General features: G+C 55.3%; 15 protein-coding genes and 1 pseudogene. 5 read left to right on the top strand and 11 right to left on the bottom strand.

Annotated features, from left to right (window positions below):
• The first annotated feature begins 135 nt into the window (after nt 1-135).
• Nucleotides 136-1,104: a leucine-rich repeat protein gene (locus tag DW088_RS13505; RefSeq protein ID WP_118361321.1), complete on the top strand. Its 969-nt coding sequence runs from the start codon at nt 136-138 to the stop codon at nt 1,102-1,104.
• 82 nt (nt 1,105-1,186) lie between these two features.
• Nucleotides 1,187-2,473 carry a vWA domain-containing protein gene (locus DW088_RS13500; RefSeq protein WP_118361319.1) on the top strand — a complete coding sequence of 429 codons (1,287 nt, stop codon included), beginning with the start codon at nt 1,187-1,189 and terminating at the stop codon, nt 2,471-2,473.
• 316 nt (nt 2,474-2,789) lie between these two features.
• Here DW088_RS13500 and DW088_RS13495 read toward each other — a convergent pair whose 3' ends face one another.
• Nucleotides 2,790-5,966, bottom strand: coding sequence for an ATP-binding protein (locus tag DW088_RS13495; protein ID WP_118361317.1), 3,177 nt, complete (start codon nt 5,964-5,966; stop codon nt 2,790-2,792).
• Between the two features lie 208 nt (nt 5,967-6,174).
• On the opposite strand from DW088_RS13495, the gene DW088_RS13490 reads away from it, so the two are divergent.
• Complete coding sequence (locus tag DW088_RS13490; RefSeq protein WP_243029944.1) at nt 6,175-7,131, top strand: ketopantoate reductase family protein; 957 nt, start codon at nt 6,175-6,177, stop codon at nt 7,129-7,131.
• Nucleotides 7,132-7,228: 97 nt separating this feature from the next.
• Here DW088_RS13490 and DW088_RS13485 read toward each other — a convergent pair whose 3' ends face one another.
• The 10 genes and pseudogenes from DW088_RS13485 to cas3 all read right to left on the bottom strand — a co-directional run bounded on the left by DW088_RS13485 (nt 7,229) and on the right by cas3 (nt 19,864).
• Nucleotides 7,229-10,018, bottom strand: coding sequence for a molybdopterin-dependent oxidoreductase (locus DW088_RS13485; RefSeq protein WP_118361313.1), 2,790 nt, complete (start codon nt 10,016-10,018; stop codon nt 7,229-7,231).
• A gap of 20 nt (nt 10,019-10,038) precedes the next feature.
• Complete coding sequence (locus DW088_RS13480; RefSeq protein ID WP_118361311.1) at nt 10,039-11,583, bottom strand: sodium:solute symporter family protein; 1,545 nt, start codon at nt 11,581-11,583, stop codon at nt 10,039-10,041.
• 15 nt (nt 11,584-11,598) lie between these two features.
• Nucleotides 11,599-11,868 (bottom strand): hypothetical protein, encoded by a 270-nt coding sequence (locus tag DW088_RS13475; RefSeq protein ID WP_117490088.1) that lies wholly within the window; start codon nt 11,866-11,868, stop codon nt 11,599-11,601.
• A gap of 267 nt (nt 11,869-12,135) precedes the next feature.
• A complete protein-coding gene (locus DW088_RS13470; RefSeq protein WP_118361309.1) occupies nt 12,136-12,810 on the bottom strand; it encodes a cysteine hydrolase family protein in 675 nt (224 codons plus the stop codon).
• A gap of 394 nt (nt 12,811-13,204) precedes the next feature.
• Nucleotides 13,205-13,393, bottom strand: a pseudogene (locus DW088_RS13465) (CRISPR-associated endonuclease Cas1); the annotation flags it as partial.
• Nucleotides 13,390-14,004, bottom strand: a complete 615-nt coding sequence (gene cas4, locus DW088_RS13460) for a CRISPR-associated protein Cas4 (protein WP_243029942.1) — start codon at nt 14,002-14,004, stop codon at nt 13,390-13,392. The gene cas4 and the pseudogene DW088_RS13465, both read right to left, overlap by 4 nt.
• 35 nt (nt 14,005-14,039) lie before the next feature.
• Nucleotides 14,040-14,927, bottom strand: coding sequence for a type I-C CRISPR-associated protein Cas7/Csd2 (gene cas7c, locus DW088_RS13455; protein WP_118361305.1), 888 nt, complete (start codon nt 14,925-14,927; stop codon nt 14,040-14,042).
• Nucleotides 14,928-16,667: a type I-C CRISPR-associated protein Cas8c/Csd1 gene (gene cas8c / locus DW088_RS13450; RefSeq protein WP_118361303.1), complete on the bottom strand. Its 1,740-nt coding sequence runs from the start codon at nt 16,665-16,667 to the stop codon at nt 14,928-14,930. It lies immediately after the preceding gene.
• The gene (gene cas5c / locus DW088_RS13445) at nt 16,664-17,326 is read right to left on the bottom strand and encodes a type I-C CRISPR-associated protein Cas5c (RefSeq protein WP_118361301.1); all 663 of its coding nucleotides are present in this window, start codon (nt 17,324-17,326) and stop codon (nt 16,664-16,666) included. Before cas5c ends, cas8c begins: the two co-directional genes overlap by 4 nt.
• Before the next feature lie 360 nt (nt 17,327-17,686).
• Nucleotides 17,687-19,864, bottom strand: a complete 2,178-nt coding sequence (gene cas3, locus DW088_RS13440) for a CRISPR-associated helicase Cas3' (RefSeq protein ID WP_118361299.1) — start codon at nt 19,862-19,864, stop codon at nt 17,687-17,689.
• 490 nt (nt 19,865-20,354) lie between these two features.
• Here cas3 and DW088_RS13435 point away from each other — a divergent pair, with 490 nt between their 5' ends.
• Nucleotides 20,355-21,401, top strand: coding sequence for a methionine ABC transporter ATP-binding protein (locus tag DW088_RS13435; RefSeq protein ID WP_118361297.1), 1,047 nt, complete (start codon nt 20,355-20,357; stop codon nt 21,399-21,401).
• Nucleotides 21,382-22,062: a methionine ABC transporter permease gene (locus tag DW088_RS13430; protein ID WP_117555120.1), complete on the top strand. Its 681-nt coding sequence runs from the start codon at nt 21,382-21,384 to the stop codon at nt 22,060-22,062. Before DW088_RS13435 ends, DW088_RS13430 begins: the two co-directional genes overlap by 20 nt.
• Nucleotides 22,063-22,067 lie beyond the last annotated feature (5 nt).

Genomic DNA, 22,067 nt, shown 5'->3' with positions numbered 1-22,067 from the left:
GTAATTTGCGAAAAATAATATATTATTTACGATATAAATTCTTATTGTGAGAATGAAGGCCACAGTATCGTCTTTTTCTGCATACTGTGCTATAATGGGTAGCAGAATGAGAATTTATCGAGGGAGCGAGTGCAAATGCGCGTGATCGAGGGGGAAAACGAACTGCGGCTGACCTGTTCGCGGAGTGCGAGCGGCGGCATTGCGCTTTTGCGGTGCGAAACGCAGGACGATATTGTGCGTCTGCCGGACGAGATCGACGGCGTGCCCGTCACCGAGGTCGGCGCGTATGTACTCAGCGAGCGGGCCCCCGATCTGACAGGCAAGGACACGTTCGCTGTCCGTATTACCTGCGGCGGCACGGAGCCGAAGCACAATGCGGCGGCTATCCGCACGGTTACGCTCCCGAAGGATGCGAAAAGCGTCGGAAGCTACGCATTTTATAACTGCCGCAGCCTCGAACGTATCGAACTGACCGGCTCGGTGAGCGAATTCGGCGGCGGTGCCCTGATGAACTGCATGAGCCTGCGCGAGGTTATCTTGCATGCCGAGCCTTTCGCGCCGACCTGCCTGCCCAGGCTGCTCGGTGAGTACGCCGGAGAACTCGATGTGCGGTTTGATGAGCACGCGCGGCTGCTGTTCCCCGAGTACGTCGAGGAGCTGGAGGACCTCAGTCCGGCGCATATTTTTCAGCGGCGCATTCACGGTGCAGGCTACAGCTACCGCCAGTGTTTTGACAGCGGTGTGCTGAATTTTCGGCAGTATGATGCTGCCCTGAGCGAACTGCTCGAGCGGCACGATTTTGCGGTCGCGGCACGCGTAGCTGTGCGGCGGCTTGCCGTACCGTTTGCGCTCTCGGATGGCGCAAAGACGGAGTATCTTACGGTTTTGCGCGCACACGGCGGAAATCTGGCACAGTCCTGCGCCAAGGCAGGCGAGACCGCTGCCTTGACCTTCCTGCTGTCGCTCGGTGTGCTCTCTGCTGCCGATGTGGATGCCGCATGCACGTCGGCCCGCGAAGCAGAGCAGACGGCAGCACTGTCCGTTCTGCTGTCAGCCGCCGGCAAAACGCAGTCCAAGGGACGCGCCAAATCGTTTGAATTATGATATAAATATATAGAAGTTATCAATAAATCCGTAGGGCAGGGTGCCCTACGATGCAAGATGAACCTGTGAGGTGATGTTTTCCATGTCGCAGTCCTCCCGCTGGGCTTCCATCGGACGCGAAATCCTGTTTTCCGCCCGCACCGAACTGTACATGAACCTGCCGTTCCTCGATTCTGCACTGGCGGCGCTGCCCGCGGCGGACGGCTATGATACACCCACGCTCGCTACCGACACGCGCGTGCTGTTTTTCAGCGGTGCCTGGCTGGCCCAGCAGTACGAGCGCTCCCGCGCGAACGTCAACCGCGCGTACCTGCACACGCTGTTCCACTGTCTGCTGCGCCATCCCGGCAAGACACGCGGACGCGATGCCGACCTGTGGGACCTTTCGTGCGATATCGCGGTTGAAAGCATGCTGGATTCGCTCGATTACCGCTGCCTGCAGGCCGAAAAGGTGTCGGTTCGGCGGCAGAATATCTACCGCGAACTGCGGGATGAGCTGCCGGTCCTGACGGCTGAGGCGGTCTATCGCCATTTTCGGCGCACACGGCTGAATTCGTATGACTGTGCCACGCTCACGCGCGTGTTCGCGGTGGACGAGCACACGCTGTGGTACAAGGAGGACGACGATCAGCAGGAGCGCCGCTGGCAGCAGCAGGCTGAGCGCACGCAGACCGCGATGGAAACCGTTTTTGCGAACAAGGCGGAAGGCGGTCAGGCCGTGCGGGAGCAGCTTGCCGTTTCCACCCGCAAAACGACTGATTTCCGCGCGTTCCTGCGCCGATTTGCCGCTCTGCGGGAGGAGGTCTCGGTGGATGCGGATTCGTTCGACTACGGCTACTACGCCTACGGGCTGCGTCATTTCGGAAATATGCCGCTCATCGAGCCGTTAGAGACGCGGGAGGTGCGGAAAATCGAGGATTTTGTTATTGCCATCGACACCTCGATGTCCACCTCCGGTGAACTCGTGCGCGCGTTCCTCAGCCGCACCTACGAGCTGCTGCAGGAGAACACCAGCTTTTTCCGGCATTTCAATCTGCGTATTCTGCAGTGCGACGATCAGCTGCGTTCGGACAAAAAGGTGACAAATGCGCGGGAACTCGCGGAATATATGGAGCATTTTGAACTGATCGGTCAGTCTGCGACCGATTTTCGTCCGGTTTTCGAGCACGTTGACCGCTTAAACGCCGAAGGCGCGTTCCGCCATCTGCGCGGCCTGCTGTACTTCACGGACGGACTCGGCATTTACCCGAAAAAACGTCCGAAGTACGACGCGGCATTCGTCATGCTCGAAGGCGAAGCCTATCCGGATAAGGTGCCGTCCTGGGGGATTCGGGCGGTAATCAGCGAGGATGCGTTAGCCGTAGAATAAAAGTAGAATGAAAAAGGACGCTTTACGCGTCCTTTCAGTCTGTCAAAAAAGTATTATTTTCATTTTTACGTTTCGTGCGGCAGCACGCATAAAATAGAATTTGCGAAGCAAATTCATAAATTCCGGGAGCATGGTCCAGACCCCCCTCTCTTGCCGCTATGCGGCAATTCACCTTGTGTATCTCGGAATTTATACAAGGGAAGAAAAAATGTGCCCGCAGGGCGCGGATTTTCTTCAGTATTCGCTCGAAAGCGTGGTTTCGAGCGAGAGGCTGCTCGAAAAACGATAGTTTTTTGACAGCCTCAAAAAGGACGCTTTACGCGTCCTTTTTTGCAGATCGGTTATTTTTCACCCATTCGGCAATCGTCTGCTTGACCTTCTTTATCTGCAGCGGCTTTGCCAGATGGGCATTCATGCCTGCGGCGAGGCACTTCTGTGCATCCTCGTAAAAGGCATTTGCGGTCATGGCGATGATGGGCAGCGTTTTCGCGTCCGGGCGGTTGAGCGAGCGAATGGCCTTCGTAGCGTCAATGCCGTTCATCACAGGCATCATCACATCCATGAGAACCGCGTCGAAGGTGTCCGGCGGATTGTTCTGCACGATCTCCACAGCCTGTTTGCCATCCGTGACGACGGTTACGGTTGCTCCCTCGTCGGTCAGCAGGATCTGTGCGATTTCGGCGTTGAGCGCATTGTCCTCGACGAGCAGCAGCCTGCAGCCTGCAATGCTGATATCCGGCGCGGCATGTGCGTCCGGTGTCTGCTCGGGAGACGGTGCAATTTCAAACGGCAGGGTGATCACGAAGGTGGAGCCGACGCCAAGCTGACTCGTGACCGCAATCGAGCCGCCCATCCGGTCGACAAGCTCCTTGGTGATGGTCATGCCGAGACCGGTGCCGTGATAATAGCTGCGCGCGTCCTGCTTTTCCTGCGTGAACGGCTCAAAAATATGGTCAACAAAGTCCGGACTCATGCCGATACCCGTATCCGAAATCGTCCAACGGTAGATGCATTTACCGTCCTGTTCACCGAGCGAGTCCGTACGGGTGGTGATTTTACCGCCGGGACGGTTGTATTTGATGCAGTTGCTGTAAATATTGAGGAAAATCTGCCGCAGATGCAGCGGACTGCCGTAAATATACGGGTACGGAATGATGCATTTGTCCTTTTCGTACTCCCACTCAATGCCGGCTTCTTCGGCGCGGCCGACGATAATGGTAATGATATCGCGGGTCAGCTCCACCAGACTGATGCGCTCATGCGTGAGGACGGTCGTGCCCTCCTCCAGCTTGCTCATCTGCAGCACATCGTTGATGAGCGACAGCAGGTGATTGGCGGAAATCTGCATTTTTTTGTGATTTTCCAGCAGCAGCGCCTTGTCATCAAAGTGGGTTTCGTCCACCTGCAGCAGACCGATAATGCCGTTGAGCGGTGTGCGGATATCGTGACTCATGCGTGAGAGAAATTCGGTTTTGGTGCGGTTCGCAATACGCATTTCATCGAAGGCGGCCTGCAGACGGGCGTTCTCCTGCTCGTCGCGGGCGTGCATCTGCGAGGTATCCTGCAGCAGGATAATCGCCGTGACCATCGGCGTTTCGGCATTGATTTCCGGATCAAACACGGTGGTCTGTGTCATCAGCACGGTTTTCTGTACCCAGCGGATGGCGCCGTCATCCTCCTGCACGCAGTATTCCACCGTGATGTGCTTTTCACCGGCGGCAAAGCGCTTGAGCAGACGGGCACTGGTATCTGCCGTGCGGTAGCTGCCGAGTGTTGCCGGTGTGACGCGCTTGCGGTACTCGTCGCAGTAGTCGCGGTAGGCGCAGGGAAGCGGGTAGTCGAGGAACAGCGCCCGGTCCGAATCGCTCTTGCCGGCAGGTGAAATGTTGCGCTCGAGGGTGTCGCGCGTGAGGTTTACCGTGTAGATTGTGCCTGCCATATCGAGCAGCGCGTCCACATAGCTGTCGTTCTCAAGGATAGACTGCTTTAGCTGCTCGTAGTACAGCGTCAGCTGCTCCTTCGGGTCGATGGCTTGGTCGGCGTTCAGCCGAATGGTCTCGAATGCGAGGATGAAATGATGCAGCCTGCCGTTTTTGTCCCAGTCAATCGGAAGAACGGTCAAACGGCTGTAGCGGCTTTCCTCGGCCGCGTTGTACTGCAGTTCGAGGGTATCCTCTGCGCTGTGCAGGTCGCGCTGCAGCACGTCAAGCTGCAGCGCAGAACGGATGCGGCTGCGCTCGCTTTTAGCAGCCTGTTCCTCGGCAATCTGCTCGACGGCGCCGGTGTAGCTGCCGTCCGATGCCAGAAAAAAGCTTTCGCACGCGCGGATAGTGCGGTAGGTGTCCAGACGCGCATCGCAGTACAGGCAGTCGGAAAAGCTGCGGTGCAGACGGTTGACCTGCTTCAACAGCTGAAAATCCAGCCGCTTTTCGGCGGCGGCTTCCTCGCGCTTGACGTGGTTTTTGTTGATGTACATGTTTTTGTCCGCAAAGTCAAACAGATCGCGCATATTGCTGTCCGGGTTGTCCGATGCAAGCGCAAAGCCGACTGCATAGCTGAGTGGCATATCCGGGTGGTGTCGGGACTCCTCAGCGAGCTGTTTACGGACATGGGAGAGCAATTTCTGCAGCGCATCGGCATCCAGTCCGTGCGTTACCGCGAGAAACTCATCGCCGCCTGTGCGGCCGACAAAATGCTCCTCGGGCATGGCAGCACGCAGCGCGACCGCAAACCGCCGGATGTATGCGTCACCGGTCTCATGGCCCATGCTGTTGTTGATGCGGCGCAGATTATTCAGGTCAAAGCTGCACACACCGGTTTCGGGCGCAGGCGGCGTCGGATCGTCGAGCAGCTCCTCGCACCTGTTCTTGTTAGGGAGACCGGTCGCGGCATCCAGATAGACCTTATGCTGCAGAGCGCGGTTCATCGTAGCCGTGCGCAGCGCCTGAAACAGCTGGTAGCCGATCAGCAGCATGAGCACGACGATATCCGCTGTGATGTACTTCTCCAGAATGGAAAGCGAGGTTGCCTTGCGCTGTGAGTACGCCTCTGCCAGACCGGTCGCGTCATTGCAGATGCCGAAAAAGGTTTCGCTGATGGGAATGATGTCCGTGTTATTTGAGCCGACTGCGCGCACGCGGCCTATCTCCTGCTTGAGTGCTTGAAAATAGTCATCCAGCTCCTGCATTTTGCTTTGGAAGGCATCATTGTTTAGCCGCACGAGGCTGAGCTTGTCGCTGCCGAAGCGCAGTCCGTCGATAAACGCGTCAATATCTGCGAGCATGCCGTCCTGCGGCTGACCGGAGATTTCCAGCTTGACGATACGCTGGGTCATGCCGCGCACGAGTCCGGCGTAGTTGACGATACGCGCGGTGCCCTGAACACTGGCAACGAGGTTCATCATCCAGACGATCAATATAGTCAGCACGACTGCCAGTGCGCCAATGGCGGCGTTGACGATGCCGGTGCTTTTCTTTTTGGGGTTGCCAGCCATGTGCAATGACCTCCTTGCAGGATGTCGAATTTTGTCGAACAAATTAGGCAGGTGAGAGAGTTATATATAAAATTATTATATCGTAAAAAGGGAACAGATGCAATGACAGAAGCGGAGAATCACGCGCTTCACAGAGATATCCACAGACTTGTGGATACATTGCCGATTTTGTGCTATAATGCAGAAAAAGCAATCGGAGGGACAGAGGATGAAGCTGCGTTATATGATTATCGGTGCCGGTGGCGTTGGCGGACCGGTAGGCGCGTATTTGAGCCAATCCGGTGCGGATACCACGCTTATTGCACGCGGAAAGCATCTTGCGGTCCTGCAGGAGCACGGCTTGACGCTTGTATCCGGAGAAAATGAGCGCGAGAGCATTCCGGTCAAGGCAATCGACATGGACGGCTTTCTTGCCGCGAGGGAGCAGGGCGCTCCCTCGCCGGATGTGATTTTCGTATGTGTCAAGGGATACTCTCTCGCGGATACCGTACCGTTCATCCGCAAGGCAGCAGGCAAAGACACAGTAGTTATTCCGGTGCTCAACATCTACGGCACGGGCCGTACCCTGCAGGCAGAGCTGCCTGAGCTTCTCGTCACAGACGGCTGCATCTACATTTCGGCCAACCGGATTGCGCCGGGTGTCATTCAGAAGCACGGCGCGATCTGCCGTATCGTGTACGGGCTGCCGAGCCACAAGACCGACCATCCGGTGCTGCAGCAGGTCGAGACAGACCTCAAAAACGCCGGAATCGCCCCGATTTATTCTCCCTATGTCGAGCGCGACACGCTGCTCAAATTTGCATATGTGTCACCGAATGCGGCCTGCGGACAGTATTATCACGCGAAAGCTGCGGAAATGCAGCATCCGGGCGAGGTGCGCGACAGCTTTGTGCGCCTGATAAAAGAGGTCGTTGCGCTGGCGGACAAGATGGGTATTCCGCTGGAGAGCAGGCCGGGGGAGCTGGTCGAGCGCAACCTGCGCATTCTGGATGCGCTTGCACCGACCGCGTCTACCTCTATGCAGCGCGATATGGAAGCCGGAAAACAGTCCGAGGTGGATGGTCTGATTTATCAGGTTGTGCGTCTGGCAGAGCAGTATGGCGTGGATGTGCCGGAGTACCGCAAAATCGCAGAGGCGGTAAAAAAACAGACGGAAAATAAGTGAAAACGGCAAAGACCCGGAATCCTCCGAAGAAAGATTCCGGGTCTTTGCACTATGGGTGGTGATGCTGTTTCGACTGTCATTGTCAACAATGACAATTTCACTGCACACCGTCCGATGGACGGTGACATTCGCAATCCTTTTCGAGCGCCTGAAGCTGCTGCTTCATGGTCGGCACCTCGCACTTGCCGGTGCGGATGGCCTCGAGCACGACCTCGGGCGACGCAGGAACCTTATTGATGCGCACGCCGATGGCACGCGACACGGCGTTGAGAATCGCCGGTGTGACGGGCACGGTTGCAACCTCGGAAATGCCCTTGGCACCGAACGGGCCCTGCGGTTCCGGGTCCTCGATTAAAATAATCTCGTAATCCGGCGTATCCTCGGCACGCGGCAGACCCAGCTGACGGTACAGCGTCTTGACCGGATAGCCGTTCCTTGTCGGATAACCCTCGGTCAGTGCGTAGCCCTGTCCCATCGAGCAGGAGCCGTGCATCTGTCCCTCGATGATATGCGGATTGATGGCGCGGCCGACATCGTGCGCCGCGATGATTTTGAGCAGACGAACCTTGCCGGTCTCCTTATCCACCTCGACGATAACGGCTTGCGTGGCATACGCATATGCCGGAAAGTTGCGGTATTTTGCACCGCGCTGCTTTGCGCCCTCAAAATCGCCGATGGCGAAGCAGGGGTCGGATGCATAATAGTATTCCGCGCGGCGTTCTTCGCCCGGCCGCCACGGACGGCTGTCTAAATCCTGCTTGAGCTTGACGCACGCCTCATATACCGCACGGCCGCCGCACAGCGTCTGACGCTCGGAAACCGACTCACCGGTGGGTATAGTCAGCTCGGTGTCGCCGTTGGTGATGTAAATATTTGCGATATTCATGCCGAGCGTTTCCGCCGCGATCTGCGTCATGGCTGTGCGGAAGCCCTGTCCCATATCCGTGCCGGAAACGATCATGTGCAGGCGGCCGTCGCCCTGCAGAATCAGCTTGCACGCGCCGTCATCGGTGAAAATACCCTTGCCGACACCGACATTCTTAAATCCCGAGGCCATGCCCCATCCAAGCACCTTGCTGCCCTTGGGATACTGGCCTTCGTATTCCTTGAGTGCTTTTCGCAAACTTTTTTCGCACTGGTTGATGGTATCCATCATACCCATGCTGTATTTGAGCACCTCACCGCCGACCGAGGTCGCACCCGGATAGACGGCATTGCGCCGACGCAGTTCAAACGGGTCGATCCCCAGCTTTTCCGCCATCATATCCATCGCGGTCTCAATCGAAATCGCCGCCTGATTGATGCCGTAGCCGCGAAACGCGCCGCCCTGCAGATTGTTGTTGCGGATCGCCGAGCCTTCTACCTTGACATTGGGAATGATGTACGGGCCGCCGCTCATCAGCGCGCCGGTCATCAGTGTGCCGTAGCTTTCGCATTCGTACGGGCCGCCGTCCGAAAACATGCGGCAGTCCAGATACTGGAACTTGCCGTCCGGCGTAAAGCCGATCTCGTAATCCGTATGGTAGCCATGGCGTTTGGTGGTGAGGATCAAATCCTCCTTGCGCGTCAGCGTAATCTTGACCGGCTTGCCGCAGGCATGAGCGGCAATAACCGCCGGTGCTTCAAGAAATGAGTCGCATTTTTTACCGAAGCCGCCGCCGAGCGGCGTCACGATAACGCGGATATCCTCCTCCGGCTTGTCCAGAATCTTTGCCAGCATACTGCGGATTTCAAACGGCGCCTGTGTGCAGGAATAGAGAATCGTTTTGCCGTCCTGCACCATGCCGATAGCCGAAACAGGCTCCATGCAGGCGTGCTCCTGCGGCTCGATATCCTTGGAGACATTGAGCTTGACAATATCCGTCCGCTGCTTTGCCTGCTCCACATCGCCGCTGACACGGCCGGTGTGTACGATGAAGCTGTTTTTGCGGTAGCCGTCCGCCATGGTGTAGATACCGGGCAGTTCTTCATAGTCGATTTTAACCAGTTTGGCGGCCGCTCTCGCGTGCGCCGCCGTATCCGCGACAACCAGCGCGAGATGGTCACCGAGAAACCGTACCTCATCCGTGCAAAAGACCGGCTGCTCCGGCGTCCATGTGCCGACCTTATTCATGCCGGGCACGTCAGCCGCCGTCACGATGCGCACCACGCCTTCCGCCTGTTCGGCGGCGGAGTAGTCCACCGCGTTGATCTTTGCGTGCGGTGTCGGCGCCCAGACAAATGCACCATGCAGCAGAGTATCTGCGCCGATGTCCTCAGCGGTGAGGTCGTCGCAGAATTTCAGTTTGCCGCCGGTCTTGTCCATGCCGTCCACATCCCAGACCGACTTACCGACCGCGGAACCGGTGATTTCGGGCACGACCTGATTTTCACCAACCACAGTAACCGTGCTTTCGTGGCTGCGGAAGCTGTCAATATCCGGATCTTCCCCGCGCAGCCGCGCCGCTGCCAGCTTGACCGCCTCGATAATCTTGACATAGCCGGTGCAGCGGCAGTAGTTGTTTTTCAGTCCGTCGTAGATTGCCGGCTCGGTCGGAGCCGGATGGTGCAGCAGCAGCGCCTTTGTCGCCATTACCATGCCCGGTGTGCAGAAGCCACACTGCACGGCGCCGACATCAAGAAACGAGTGCTGAATCACCTGCAGCATGGTGTCGTTCGGTGCGTTTTCGATGGTCTCAACGACTTTGCCGTCCAATCGGTGCATGAGCGTCACGCACGAGCGTGTCAGCCTGCCGTCTACCAGTACGCTGCACGCGCCGCAGTGACCGGTGCTGCAGGCTTCTTTTGTGCCCTTCATGCACTTTACATTGCGGAGATATTCGAGCAGGGTGCGGTTTTCACCGTCCTGTACTTCAATTTGTGTGCCATTGAGCGTAAATCGTAGCATGGGATTTCGCCCTCCTGCCGTTACTTGATTTTTGCTTTGATGCGCATGAAGCGTCTGTGACCGGAGTCAAGCGCCTCGTAAAAGTCCTCGCTGTCCTTCGGGTTGTCCTTTGTCAGCTTGGAGACCACATACATCAGCACGAACGCGGTCGCCAGACCAATCGTGCCGTACCACACATAGCCGAGATCCCAGACGAAGAAGGTCAGGCAGATGATGATCGCACCGACCGAAATCGAGGTGATAGCGGCTTTTCGGGTTGCCCACTTGCAGTAAATGCCGAATACCAGCGCCGGGAACAGCGATTCGACCAGGGAATCCGCGAAAATCATCAGATTGTAGACGTATTCCCAGTGCATGAGCGATACGGCAACCGTTACGGCACCGAACAGCAGAATCACCACGCGGATAACCGAGGTCTCGGAGGCCTTGAACCTGCAGTGGCCGATGCCGACGAGCAAATCCTTGTAGATGATAGAGGACATGACCATCAGCAGCGCATTTGCGGTGGACAGACCGACCGCCAGTACGCCGATGAGGAACACGATCATCAGAATCTGCGCGAGCAGACCGTGCGTGCCCGCGATGATGTTGCACATATACGGGATAACCAGTTCGGTCTCCGAGCTGGTCAGATTCGGCATGGCAGCCAGTGCTACCAGACCGATGAGCATTGTGCCGCCCCAGACAATGATCTGCAGGAACGGTGCAAGGAAAGCCATCTGACGCTGGTCCTTCAGACCCGCGCTGTAATAGCCGGAGCGTACAAAGACCTGCGGCAGCAGCAGCGTGTAGCCGAATGCACACGCAAGCGGATAGCTGACGCGCGACGGATAGGTGCAGATACCGATCGGACCCGGATAGGAGAACCAGTCCGGTGTCTGCACGCGGACGGTCTGGAATGCCTCGATGATCGAGCCGTTGAATACGATCTTGAGTGTTACGAAAATAATGGCCCACAGCGCCAGAATGAAGAACCAGCCCTGTACAGCATCCGCCAGTGCGGTGGATTTTACGCCGCCGAGCATGACGAATACCGTCATGATAATGCCGCAAATGAGCGTAAACGTCTGCGAGGATACCGCGCCGCCGGTGGCCACCTCAGCTGCACGTCCGCCGGCTACCAGTACCGCCGAGATAAACGGCACGGCGCAGATAATGTAAACAATGTCGATGATAACGGTCAGCGCCTTGGATTTGTAGCGGCAGAAGAAGAAATCCGCCGGGGTGGTGAAGTGCTTCTGCTGGTTGACCAGCCATACCTTGGTCATCGTGAAGTAGCAGATGATCGGGAACATGGAGTAGATGCACATCTCTGAGAAGAAATAGCCCAGTCCGTAGCGGTAATACGCGCCCGGGCCTGCGAAAAATACCCAGACGCTCATGCAGGAGGCGATATAGGTCATGACCATGACCGGCCACTTGAACCGGCCGCCCTGCAGATCGACCTTGCCTGCGTCACGTTTTTCCTTCCATGTGGTGTAGCGTGCGATAGCGATCAAAAATAGAAAATATGCCGCAAAAACGATCCATACCGTTTTGCCTGAAAGTAAACCCTGTGTTGTCATTTCCTCTGTTATCCTTTATTTGTCCGATTCTTTTTGCGTTTCGGAAGCGGCAGGCGTATTATCCTCAGCCGTTTCATCCTGTTCCTCATCCTCAATCAGAGGATACTCCTTTTCGGTCAGCTTGCAGCCGATATACACGGACAGCACCGTGCCGACAAAGCTGATCAGACCGTGTATGATGCAGGCGGTCTCACTGCCGTAGGGGGGGAATCCCGGGAAATTATAGAATATCCAGAAGAACAGCACAGACGCCAGCCAGATTTTCTCTGTTCTGCCGATTTTCATTTTGTGTCACCTTGTTTTCTCTTTTGTTTTAAGGCAATACCGCACAATTAAAGCTGCGGCTCCTTGTGCAGGCTCCGGTCGCACTGCCGCGGCTCCTTGTGCAGGCTCCGGTCGCACTGCCGCGGCGCTTTGTGGAAATTTTGTGCCCTGACGTCGTTGTGATTTCACGGTAATACACAAAGTATTACCGCAAAACCACGCCTGGTCAGAACGCAAAATTTACTCATAAATCGCTCTTGTTCAATTGTGCGGTATTGCCTTGAGTAATTACTTTTGCGAACGCCACTCATCGAGCAGCGCATCCGAATCCACGACAAGTCCCAGATGCAGCGAGATCATGCGCAGCGCAGGCTCTTCGAGGTGTTCGGAGCCGCGGGTGAGGTCGCGCGGCACGACGACGCGGAAGTCGCGGTTTGCGGCATCGAAGGCGGTGTTGATAACGCAGCAGTCGGTCATGCAGCCGGTGAGCACCACGCGGCGGATGCCGAGGTTGCGCAGCAGCAGCTCCAGATCGGTCGGATAGAACGCGCTCAGGCGCTTTTTGGTCGTTACCATGTAGTCCTCGTCGTGTACATCGATAGACATTCTGTTCCAGCGTGTGCCTTCGATGGCGTGCTCTGCGATGTTGGGAATCTCACCGACCGTAACCGGAAACACCATGCGCCACGCAGACGGAAACAGTTTTTCGTCTGCGCCGCCCTTACGCAGCGTTGAGCGGACATGGATGATTGGCAGACCGAGCGCGCGTGCTTCGTTCATGAAATGATTGAGCGGTTCGATGATCTCGCGTCCTCGCGGAGATGGACATGGACAGTCCGGATCGGTTGACAGGTGTCCATCGTGCATGTCGATCGTAATGACAGCCGTATCGCGGCGATTAAGGAAAACCTGCTGTAATTGCTCCGAAACCTCCTTTTCGATGCTGTCAAAGTATGCTTTCATTTGATTTTTCTCCTTCCCCGGCAAAACGCCGCAGCAATCTGTGCGGCGCTGTCAATAGCGGTATTGGAGTTATTATAGCACATGTGTCATGACATGTGCAAATGTTTTGGTCGGGGTGGGTGAAAGATTGTGAGGGATGGGGACCGGGGCGAGGTTGGGCGGGAGGATGGTGGTGCGGCTATCTGTGTCGATCCTGAGAAGGAGCGACATCAGAGAGCAGGAAGCCCCGAACACCACCGCTATTTCAATCCACGCTCCCGCGAAGGGAGCGACGACGAGGCACAGTGCATTTTCAATAGCCGTGACTGATTTCAATCCACGCTCCCGTGAAGGGAGCGACCCGTCCGAGTTCGGCGGCACGGCTGACGTGGAGGATTTCAATCCACGCTCCCGCGCGCTTTGCACATGCGCCCATGAGTGCCGGAGACGCGCCTGCATAGCTGAAGCTGATAATTCCGGCGAGGGCATGGAGCGGAAACCGAGCCGTTACCTGCTTCTCGCGGTTGACGACAACATTTTCGCCATCGAGCGTTAAATATGCGTCCTCTGAGGTGACAAACAGCGTGTTAAGCAGTTTTTTCATTCCTCCATCGCTCCTTTCAGGTAGCCGGAGACAGGTTTCGCCTTCATCAGCTCGGGCAAACACAATTCCTTGAGCGAGCAGGCCGAGCAGCCTTTCTGCGGTTTCACCTTAGGCGTGCAGCCGCGCCGCAGATAGTCGTGCATTTCGGCAAGGCTGTCGCGCACACGCTGACGCAGTTCGTCTGTAAATGCAACCGGCGTCCGTCGGCGCGGTTCACCGTAGAACAGCGCACCGTCGGAAATCTGACAGCACAGCATTTCCTCAAGACACATCGCCTGAGCGCACAGCTGCAGTTCGTCCGCGTCGTGCGGCTTGGGCTTGCCGCGCTTGTATTCGATTGGAAACGGCGACCACAGTCCGTCTCGTCCCTGCAGGGCAACGCCGTTTTCCGAGCGATGAAATTCCACCACATCGCATTCACCGGACACACCGAGCACCGCAGAATGGATACGCATGGCACGAACAATCAGCAGGTCGCCGCGGCTTTCCGTGCCGCCGCCGTGCGCTTTCTCGTGCAGAATCGAGCCGTCCACCGTGCGGTAATTCTCCGCCCACTGGTGCTCCACATGGATGAGCGCCCACTGCCGACGGCAGAATGCGAAGTGCTGCAAACCGGAGAGCTGGAGGAAATCCTCCTCGGCGTAGATTACCCCAGCACCTTGCAGGTCACGCCGTCCGGCAGGTTGGCTTCGTCAACCGTGATGGTGTAGTCCGTGTACGCACGCGGCGCAATCACGTCTTCGTTGTGCTCGGCATGAACCAGATCAAACAGCTTGTGCGAAGGTGCGTTGCCAAGCTCGGAATCATGCTTGAACACAATCAGCTGGCGTACAGCCATCTTGCCGCGAGCAGCCGAATGGTCGTTCTCGAACATGTTGATGATTGCCGTCCACAGCAGTTCGAGGTCATCCTCGGAGAATCCGGTCGTCTTGCGGGCGAGGTTAGCGGAAACATAGCCTTCCGCGCGGTACAGACCGTAAGGCACGATGTATTTGCGGCCCATTTCGGTGCCCTTTTTCTCCGCGTCAGCCTCGGTGGTGATGGCAACACGGGTGATCGTGACTTCCTGCGGAACAATAGGATCCACACTGCGGGCAAAGCCAAGCTGCACCGGACCGCGCACCTGTCCGCAGTTGAGTGCACCCTTGACAAAGGTGGTCATAACCGCACCGAATGTGCGAATATCGTAGAAATTCTGGCACATAAAGTCGCGCAGCTTGCTGTCCAGCTGGTCGTCCTTCTTCTTTGCATCCTTGAGCTTGTCCGGCGCTACACCGACATAAGCGCAGGCTTCTGCATCGCTGCGGTTGAGCGGTACACCGTCCTTGACGTAAATGCGGTAGCCGGATTCGCCTTCCTTGGCCATTTCCACATAGTTGCGGATTTTGCGCTTGAGGCATACATCGGTCACCAGACCGTAGCCGGTTTCCGGGTCGATACGCGGCATGTTGCCCGCATCCGGATCGCCGTTCGGATTACCGTTTTCCACGTCGAAAAAGATTACAAATTCATAGCGGTTTTTGATGGGTTCCATTTACTTGTCCTCCTTTACTTTGCGATGGTAGTATCCAAGATAAAAACAGGTGGTTTCTTCGGGGTTATAGCGAGAAGGAAGCGTCTCGGTCAGCAGAGAGAGCAGATGTTCCTTTTCGTTCTGCAATTTAACGGCATAATTGTGCTTATTGCGCATCAGTTTTTTTATATGGTACTCACTAAGCGGAATAATTTTATTAAATGCAGTTTTAGGAGTGGAGCCAGCCGCACGAAAATAGCTGTCCTTAATACTGCGGTTGATCTGATAATCTACAGATGCAAGCTGAATCTGCTCGAGGACATAAAATAACTGTCCCAGAATGTAGGGCTGGTAGGTGCAGTCTTCGTTCAAGTGCATATATGCCACCTCTTTTAGAATAGAATAGTTAGACTGATTTTCGCAGTTTTTCAGCAGATACGTCTTCAAAATTGCGGCACGCCGCCAGTTTACCTCAGAATCTGCGCGGATACGGAGCATAATACCGTTCAGCAGTGCCGCCGGATAACGGTCGTTGTTCCAGACAGCGCGGGCAGTCGCACCGGCCATAACCGGACTCGGCTTTTTGTCGCGGGCACTCTGGTTGACGGTTTCGGCAAGCAGCTGCCACAGCGGCAGGAATCCGGTCGGCGCCTTTGCCGGACGCTTGATTTTCAGACGTTCATAGTGCGCGTTGACGTTCTTCATCAATTCACCAAACGTGTTTTTATAGAAGAATCGCACACTCAGACGCGCGGCATTCGGTGCCAGACCGAGAATGTAGAACGCACGTTCAGGATCAAGATTTAATTCCTGACACGGTTCGCTGTCTGCAAGGTGCTTGAGCGCAGCGGATAAGTCATTATCCGACCAGCTTTGCGTGTTATTGCCCATAAGGCAGCTGAAAAAATCAGTATACTGCGGTTCTGCAGTCTCCGCCCAGCAAACGACGGTGGTGTCGCCGATGTACTGCGTATGCTCGCGGTCAGCCAGCAGGTGATTGAGCGCCGTCGTATAAGCAAATGCAGCGTGCTTACCAACAGGTGCATTGTAGTTCTGCTCGTGACCGTAGGAACAGAAGGCGGGGGCGTTGAACGATACAAGTGCGGCGCCGCTGGATTGTGCATCACGCACACCTTTGATGGCGGGATGAACGGCGGCAATCTCATCCAGTTCGCCGGTGACAAGACATTGCTGTTTGGGTGCATCGGAGTCACCGTCGTAATGCGCCTGCCATGCAGCGCAGATGGCCGGATCATCTGCCGGATACTGCCCATTCACATAAAATACCAGATTGGCACCGGCAATGAGTTTGTCGTAATCATCGACAAGAGCAGGGTGCTGTGCAGCTTCGGCAGGCTGCCATGTATCAAAAAATGCCAGCACCGCATGAGAAAAAGGAGAGTCCACATCATCAAGCAATTCATGGTGCAATAAAACGGCAGTTGCAAAGCATTTAGCAGTAAGGTCGGGTTTTCCTTTGCCATCAATACCCAACAAATAGGCTGCGTTATCCCATAGGAAATTTGACTTAGGATTCGCAGTCCGTTTGACTGCCGCCGGCAGATGAATATCCTCACGCGGTCGGAGTACTTTCTTTTTGCCTGCCTCTGCTTCATGCAGCAGCGGAATAACCTGGGCGAGTTCACCGTTTTCGCGCAGCTGGAGCGCATAACTGATTTTCGGTCTGCCCCAGCCAGGCGCATCAATTTCACCGCGGGCATTGAGGGCATCATAATATTGCGTCAGCGCCTGCAAAATCATTTGACCACCTCCGCACTGTGAATCGGGGGAACCTCCATGACACCGTCTATCAGCTTGGCGCGGAAGAACATCGGTGTGATATTGGCGGGATCGCTGTAATCCATGTCGAGCAGCATCCAGCCGAGATCGTGCTCACCGAGCAGCTTCTCCGGACAAGGCGGAAGTTGTTCACAAAGCCCAAACTTTACCGGAAATTCCCGTGTGCCGAAGTAGGGCATGCTGTAGCACTGTCCGCGGCGCAGACGGCGTTTCATAATGTCCTGAAACTTGCCGGGATTGTCGGTCGGCGCAGCCTTGTCGGTCATTTCAAAGTGCGCTTCGATGACATAGTGGACATCACGCAGTACCATTGCGGCACGCTGCTGAATGCTTTCTGATGCAGCAAGGTACAGCTCACCCTTGGGTTTTGCAATCCACGCCTTGACCGAACGCGCGTTGATGGTGTCCTTCACCTCATTTCGGCGGATGTTGGTGAAGTGAATCGGCGCACAGACATGAATGCGGTCGATGATCCAGCGAAGACCGGGGTGCCAGTAAATACTTTCCAGTAACCCGCGTGCCGCCGAGGGTGTCATGCAGTCATAGCTGACGCGTTCGGTCTTCATTTCAGGTCTGCTGAATAGAGCGTATGGACCGCTGACTTCAACTTGAATTGACATTGGTATATTTCCCTCCTTTACGAAGCCTTGCCAGATATTCCTTGGCATCAACAGAGAGTGGGATATGTGACAGGGCTTCGGTGTGATTTGTTGGATAGATAGGGTAGCAAGCTCCCTTATCTACGATTACATTATATCGCTTTACACTGTTGATTACAACAGTAATATTTCCTAATATGAGATAATTAAATTTATGCAAATGAAATAATAAGGCAGGGTAAAGAAACTTGACAAAATAAATCAGAAACTGTTATAGTGTATTTGTCGTCATTAGACGTGGATTGAAATCTAATTTGAGATAATTAAGGAAGCACGGGAGAATGTTACCACATTCTCCCGTTTTCCTTTTTACACGAAAAATTACCCGAAAAACGCCTGACCGCTGTCGGCCTTGAGCGACAGGCCGGTCGCTTCGCTGTACAGCGAGGCATCGGTCAGCACAGCACTGCGGTCGTCCAGACCATTGGTTTCATCGGCGGTTTGAAGCGCACCGGCATCATACAATGCCTGAAAATGCTCATCATACACCTGCACGGCGTACTGCCCAAGCTGCCGATACAGTTTTTTAGAGCACGCACCATCGCAAAGCCGCTCGATGAGTTCAGAGCCGTCCTTCCACGGAATATAAACTGTGCGTGTGTCGTTGTCGATCATGCGAAAATTCTCGGCAATTGTGCGGAACGGATACAGAGAGCCGCCGCGTCCACGCTCAAACGCGTCGATCACGCCGATTTTATCAATCGCGGAACCGTTCAGCTTGCGCAGTTCGTGGAAATAGTTTTCCATTGTCTGCGGAGAAGCGGGATCGGCATTGTTATCCAGCGCAATATTTGTCGCGCCGATGGCTTGTCCAAACAGCGGCGGAGCCTTCTCTGTGCGGCGGAAAATAGTAACAATGCTGTTCTCTGCGGCACGCTTGCCCTCGCGGTTGCAGCGTCCGGCGGCCTGCAGAATGGAATCCAGACCCGCCAGTTCGCGGTAAACGGCGGGGAAATCTATGTCAACACCGGCTTCAACAAGAGAAGTCGATACGACACGGCAGGGCAAACCGTCATTTAGTCGGCGTCGGATTTCCTCGAGCACCGTACGGCGGTGTGCCGGAACCATCAATGTGGACAGATGGAAACTGCCTTCCTCCGGCAATTTCGAGAAAATGGACTGCGCCGCTTTGCGGGAATTGACGATGCAGAGGACCTGCTCATGTGCGCACAGCAATTCGGCGAGTGCGTCATCCTCGAGGACACCGACTTGCCGGAACGTTACACGGCGGAATTTGTCAAAATAGAACGGAATCTCCGGGCAAATCTCGGAAACCGTATGCGACGGTGCGAATCGCTGAATCAAATCGCCGAGTACCGGCTGGGTAGCCGTACACAGCACGGCAGTTGCGCCGAACTGCTCTACCAGAGCGCCGATGGCCGCGACACACGGCATCAGGTGGCACAGCGGAAGCATTTGCGCTTCATCGAAAATAATCATGCTGTTCGCCAGATTGTGCAGCTTGCGGCACTGTGAGGAACGGTTAGCGTACATCGACTCGAAAAACTGAACGGCGGTTGTGATAACGAGCGGGCTGTCCCAGTTTTCGGCGGCCAGTGCCTTGGGATCGGGATTGCCGTTTTCCTCATCGTTCTCGAACTGTACACCGGAGTGATGTTCGAGTACGTTCTCATCGCCTAAAATACCGCGGAAAACATCGGCATTCTGCTCGATGATGGAGGTGTACGGTACAACATAAATCACACGTTTCATACCGTGCTCAACGGCATGATGCAGCGCAAATGCGAGAGAACTGGTCGTTTTGCCGCCGCCGGTCGGAACCGTAAGCGTGTAAATGCCCTTGGGATTGGCTGCGGCGGAAACGCACGCCCGCAAGATCTGCTGACGCAGCTTGTTCAGCTCGGAAGTCGGGCTGTCCCATTTATTTAGTCTGGCCTGTAAGCGGGTGAGCAGGGTTTCGAGCGAATCTCCGGTGCCGCGCGGCATATCGCCTTTCATGAATCGCTCGGTATCCAGATAATCCGCGTCCACCAGACAGGAGTACAGCATGCGCGTGCGGAATGACTCGGAAAGCGACGGCTTGGTGACCGGACGCTGCGGCAGGCGTACCGGCGGAATGGGGTAACCCGGGTCGAGCGGCGGAATAGCGGGAGTGCCCCACTTTTTTATTCTGCCGGTGAAGGTGGGCGTGCCTTCCGGGTCATTTGCGCTGCCTAAATCCGGCAAACCGCTGTGATGCCCCATGACACAAGCGGCTAAGAGCAGATTGTTTGACAACATGATGTTTCGTGCACCGGCGGTTGCATGATCGCCCTTTGGACCATTATCCAGAAGACGATGCTGAAATGCGGCAGTTGCTTTGCCGTCATCGTGGTGAACACCGGCCTCGTGACCTTCAGCTTGTGCACCGAATGCTTCGGCAAACTGCCCGCAGAGCGTGCTGACACCGCGCTCGTGATCGGAGAGAAGCTGATATTCTGTACGTTCAACGCCGTTTTCATTGATCGGACGGGTATGTGCATAGAATTTTTTATCCATAGCGATCACCTTCTATTGAATTGTTATATACAGTATATAACAGGTAAAGTCCGATAAAAAGTACAACACCCAATATGCCTGCCAAGAAGACCGCCTTAAATTACAGCAAACTGCTGAAAATATCAGTCAAATCCTATAGATTTCGTTAGCTTTATTTGTGCAAAACTGGCAAAACCTCCAGAAAATGAAATTCCTGCAATTCCGAGGTTGACACTGGGGATTGGCTGTGCTATTCTATAACCAACAAATCCAGTAGGGGATCGGAAAGGAGCGAGCAAAATGTTCATCGTAAACGCACGAATGTCGGGTCGAATGTGTATGAACATGCTGTATTATGCTCAGATGCTGCCTGACCGACAGAATACGAAATTACTTTGAATCGTCTTGCTTGACGCTGCGCGTTCTTGCGGATTCATTGCATTTTCTGAAGCGGGGAGCTGCGAGCTTCCCGCTTTTTTTGCACATTTAAGAGGAATAAGGAGGAATTTTCTTGATAAAATTGTCACATATCTCGAAGGAGTTTGTGAGCGGCAAGCGAACCATTCATGCGGTGCAGGATGTTTCGCTGACGATTGACAAGGGCGAAATTTTCGGTATGATCGGCTTTTCCGGTGCGGGTAAATCGACGTTGGTGCGCTGCATCAATCTGCTCGAGCGGCCGACCTCCGGCAAGGTGATCGTAGATGGTCAGGATATGCTGTCGCTCTCGGCAAAGGAGCTGCGGCAGGCCCGCAAGAAGATTGGCATGATCTTCCAGCACTTCAATCTGATGCCCTCGCGCACCGTAGCCGGCAACGTAGCATATCCGCTGCGCGGCAGCGGCCTTTCCAAACAGCAGATCGAGGAAAAGGTACAGCGGTTGCTTGATCTGGTCGGAATCGGTGATAAGGCGGAGGCGTATCCCAAGCAGCTGTCCGGCGGTCAGAAACAGCGTGTAGCAATCGCTCGCGCACTGGCAAACGACCCGAATGTGCTGCTCTGCGATGAGGCTACCTCGGCACTCGATCCGCAGACCACCAAGGCGATTCTGCAGCTGCTCAAGCACCTGAATGAAACCCTCGGCATCACAGTCGTTATCATCACCCATGAAATGGCGGTCGTCAAGGAGATCTGCCACCGCGTAGCCGTTATGGAGCACGGCAAGGTGGTCGAGTCCGGCGAGGTGTTCAACATTTTCGCCAACCCGAGAGAGAACATCACCAAGAACTTCATCCACACGACATCCAATCTTCGCAAGATCGAAGAACTCATCGCGGAGGATTCGCCGGTCGTCAAGCTGAATCCGGGTGAACTGATCGTGCGCTTGAGCTACATTCAGCGCAACGTATCTGAGCCGCTCATCTCGACGGTATCGCGCAAATTCGACATTGTGCTCAACATCATCTTTTCGGATATCGCCATCGTGCAGAATGCACCGATTGGCGGCACGGTAGCTATCATCAGCGGCGGCCGCGATCAAATCACACAGGCAATCGCCTATCTCAGTGAGAAAAACGTAGGAGTGGAGGTCATCAAGGATGCAAGAGTTTCTGAATAACATCATTCCGAACGTAATGGCAAAGCTGCCGGACTTCTATGCAGCCATCGGCGACACGCTGCTCATGGTGGTCTGGTCGGGTGCGATCTCGTTCGTGCTCGGTCTGACACTGGGCGTGCTGATCACGATCACCAAGCCGGGCGGCATTCTGGAAAACAAAATCGTCTATCAGATCCTGGACAAGCTGGTCAGCCTGTTCCGTTCCATCCCGTTCATCATCCTGCTGACGTGGGTAATGCCGGTTTCCCGTGCGATTATGGGTACGGCAATCTATGTTCGGGGTGCAATCGTTCCGCTGGTATTCGGTGCGGTGCCGTTCTTCACCCGTCAGGTGGAGAGCGCCCTCGCAGAGCTGGACGGCGGCCTCGTCGAAGCGGCACTCTCGATGGGCTCCACACCGCTGGAGATCATTTTCCGCGTTTACCTGAAGGAAAGCGTTGCTGCCATCGCACGCGGCACAACCATCACGGCGATCAGCCTGCTGAACCTGACCGCAATGGCCGGTGTCGTCGGTGCCGGCGGTCTGGGCGACTTCGCCATCCGTTACGGCCACGACCGCAACATGCTGGACGTTACCAACGTCACTGTTCTGGTCCTCGTCATCATTGTTTGCATTATGGAGTTCGTTGGCGGCAAGGTCGTCAAGAAGAACACGCATTAAGGAGT

This window comes from Butyricicoccus sp. AM05-1, assembly GCF_003474415.1.
Classification (GTDB): Bacteria; Bacillota; Clostridia; order Oscillospirales; family Butyricicoccaceae; genus Agathobaculum; species Agathobaculum butyriciproducens.
Note: the sequence above shows the minus strand (reverse complement) of the source record. Positions and strands in the feature narration are given on the sequence as shown.

Coding starts and splice junctions, on each gene's coding strand:
- DW088_RS13505 (WP_118361321.1), top strand. CDS start 136: ATGCGCGTGATCGAGGGGGAAAACGAACTGCGGCTGACCTGTTCGCGG.
- DW088_RS13500 (WP_118361319.1), top strand. CDS start 1,187: ATGTCGCAGTCCTCCCGCTGGGCTTCCATCGGACGCGAAATCCTGTTT.
- DW088_RS13495 (WP_118361317.1), bottom strand. CDS start 5,966: ATGGCTGGCAACCCCAAAAAGAAAAGCACCGGCATCGTCAACGCCGCC.
- DW088_RS13490 (WP_243029944.1), top strand. CDS start 6,175: ATGAAGCTGCGTTATATGATTATCGGTGCCGGTGGCGTTGGCGGACCG.
- DW088_RS13485 (WP_118361313.1), bottom strand. CDS start 10,018: ATGCTACGATTTACGCTCAATGGCACACAAATTGAAGTACAGGACGGT.
- DW088_RS13480 (WP_118361311.1), bottom strand. CDS start 11,583: ATGACAACACAGGGTTTACTTTCAGGCAAAACGGTATGGATCGTTTTT.
- DW088_RS13475 (WP_117490088.1), bottom strand. CDS start 11,868: ATGAAAATCGGCAGAACAGAGAAAATCTGGCTGGCGTCTGTGCTGTTC.
- DW088_RS13470 (WP_118361309.1), bottom strand. CDS start 12,810: ATGAAAGCATACTTTGACAGCATCGAAAAGGAGGTTTCGGAGCAATTA.
- cas7c (WP_118361305.1), bottom strand. CDS start 14,927: ATGGAACCCATCAAAAACCGCTATGAATTTGTAATCTTTTTCGACGTG.
- cas8c (WP_118361303.1), bottom strand. CDS start 16,667: ATGATTTTGCAGGCGCTGACGCAATATTATGATGCCCTCAATGCCCGC.
- cas5c (WP_118361301.1), bottom strand. CDS start 17,326: ATGTCAATTCAAGTTGAAGTCAGCGGTCCATACGCTCTATTCAGCAGA.
- cas3 (WP_118361299.1), bottom strand. CDS start 19,864: ATGGATAAAAAATTCTATGCACATACCCGTCCGATCAATGAAAACGGC.
- DW088_RS13430 (WP_117555120.1), top strand. CDS start 21,382: ATGCAAGAGTTTCTGAATAACATCATTCCGAACGTAATGGCAAAGCTG.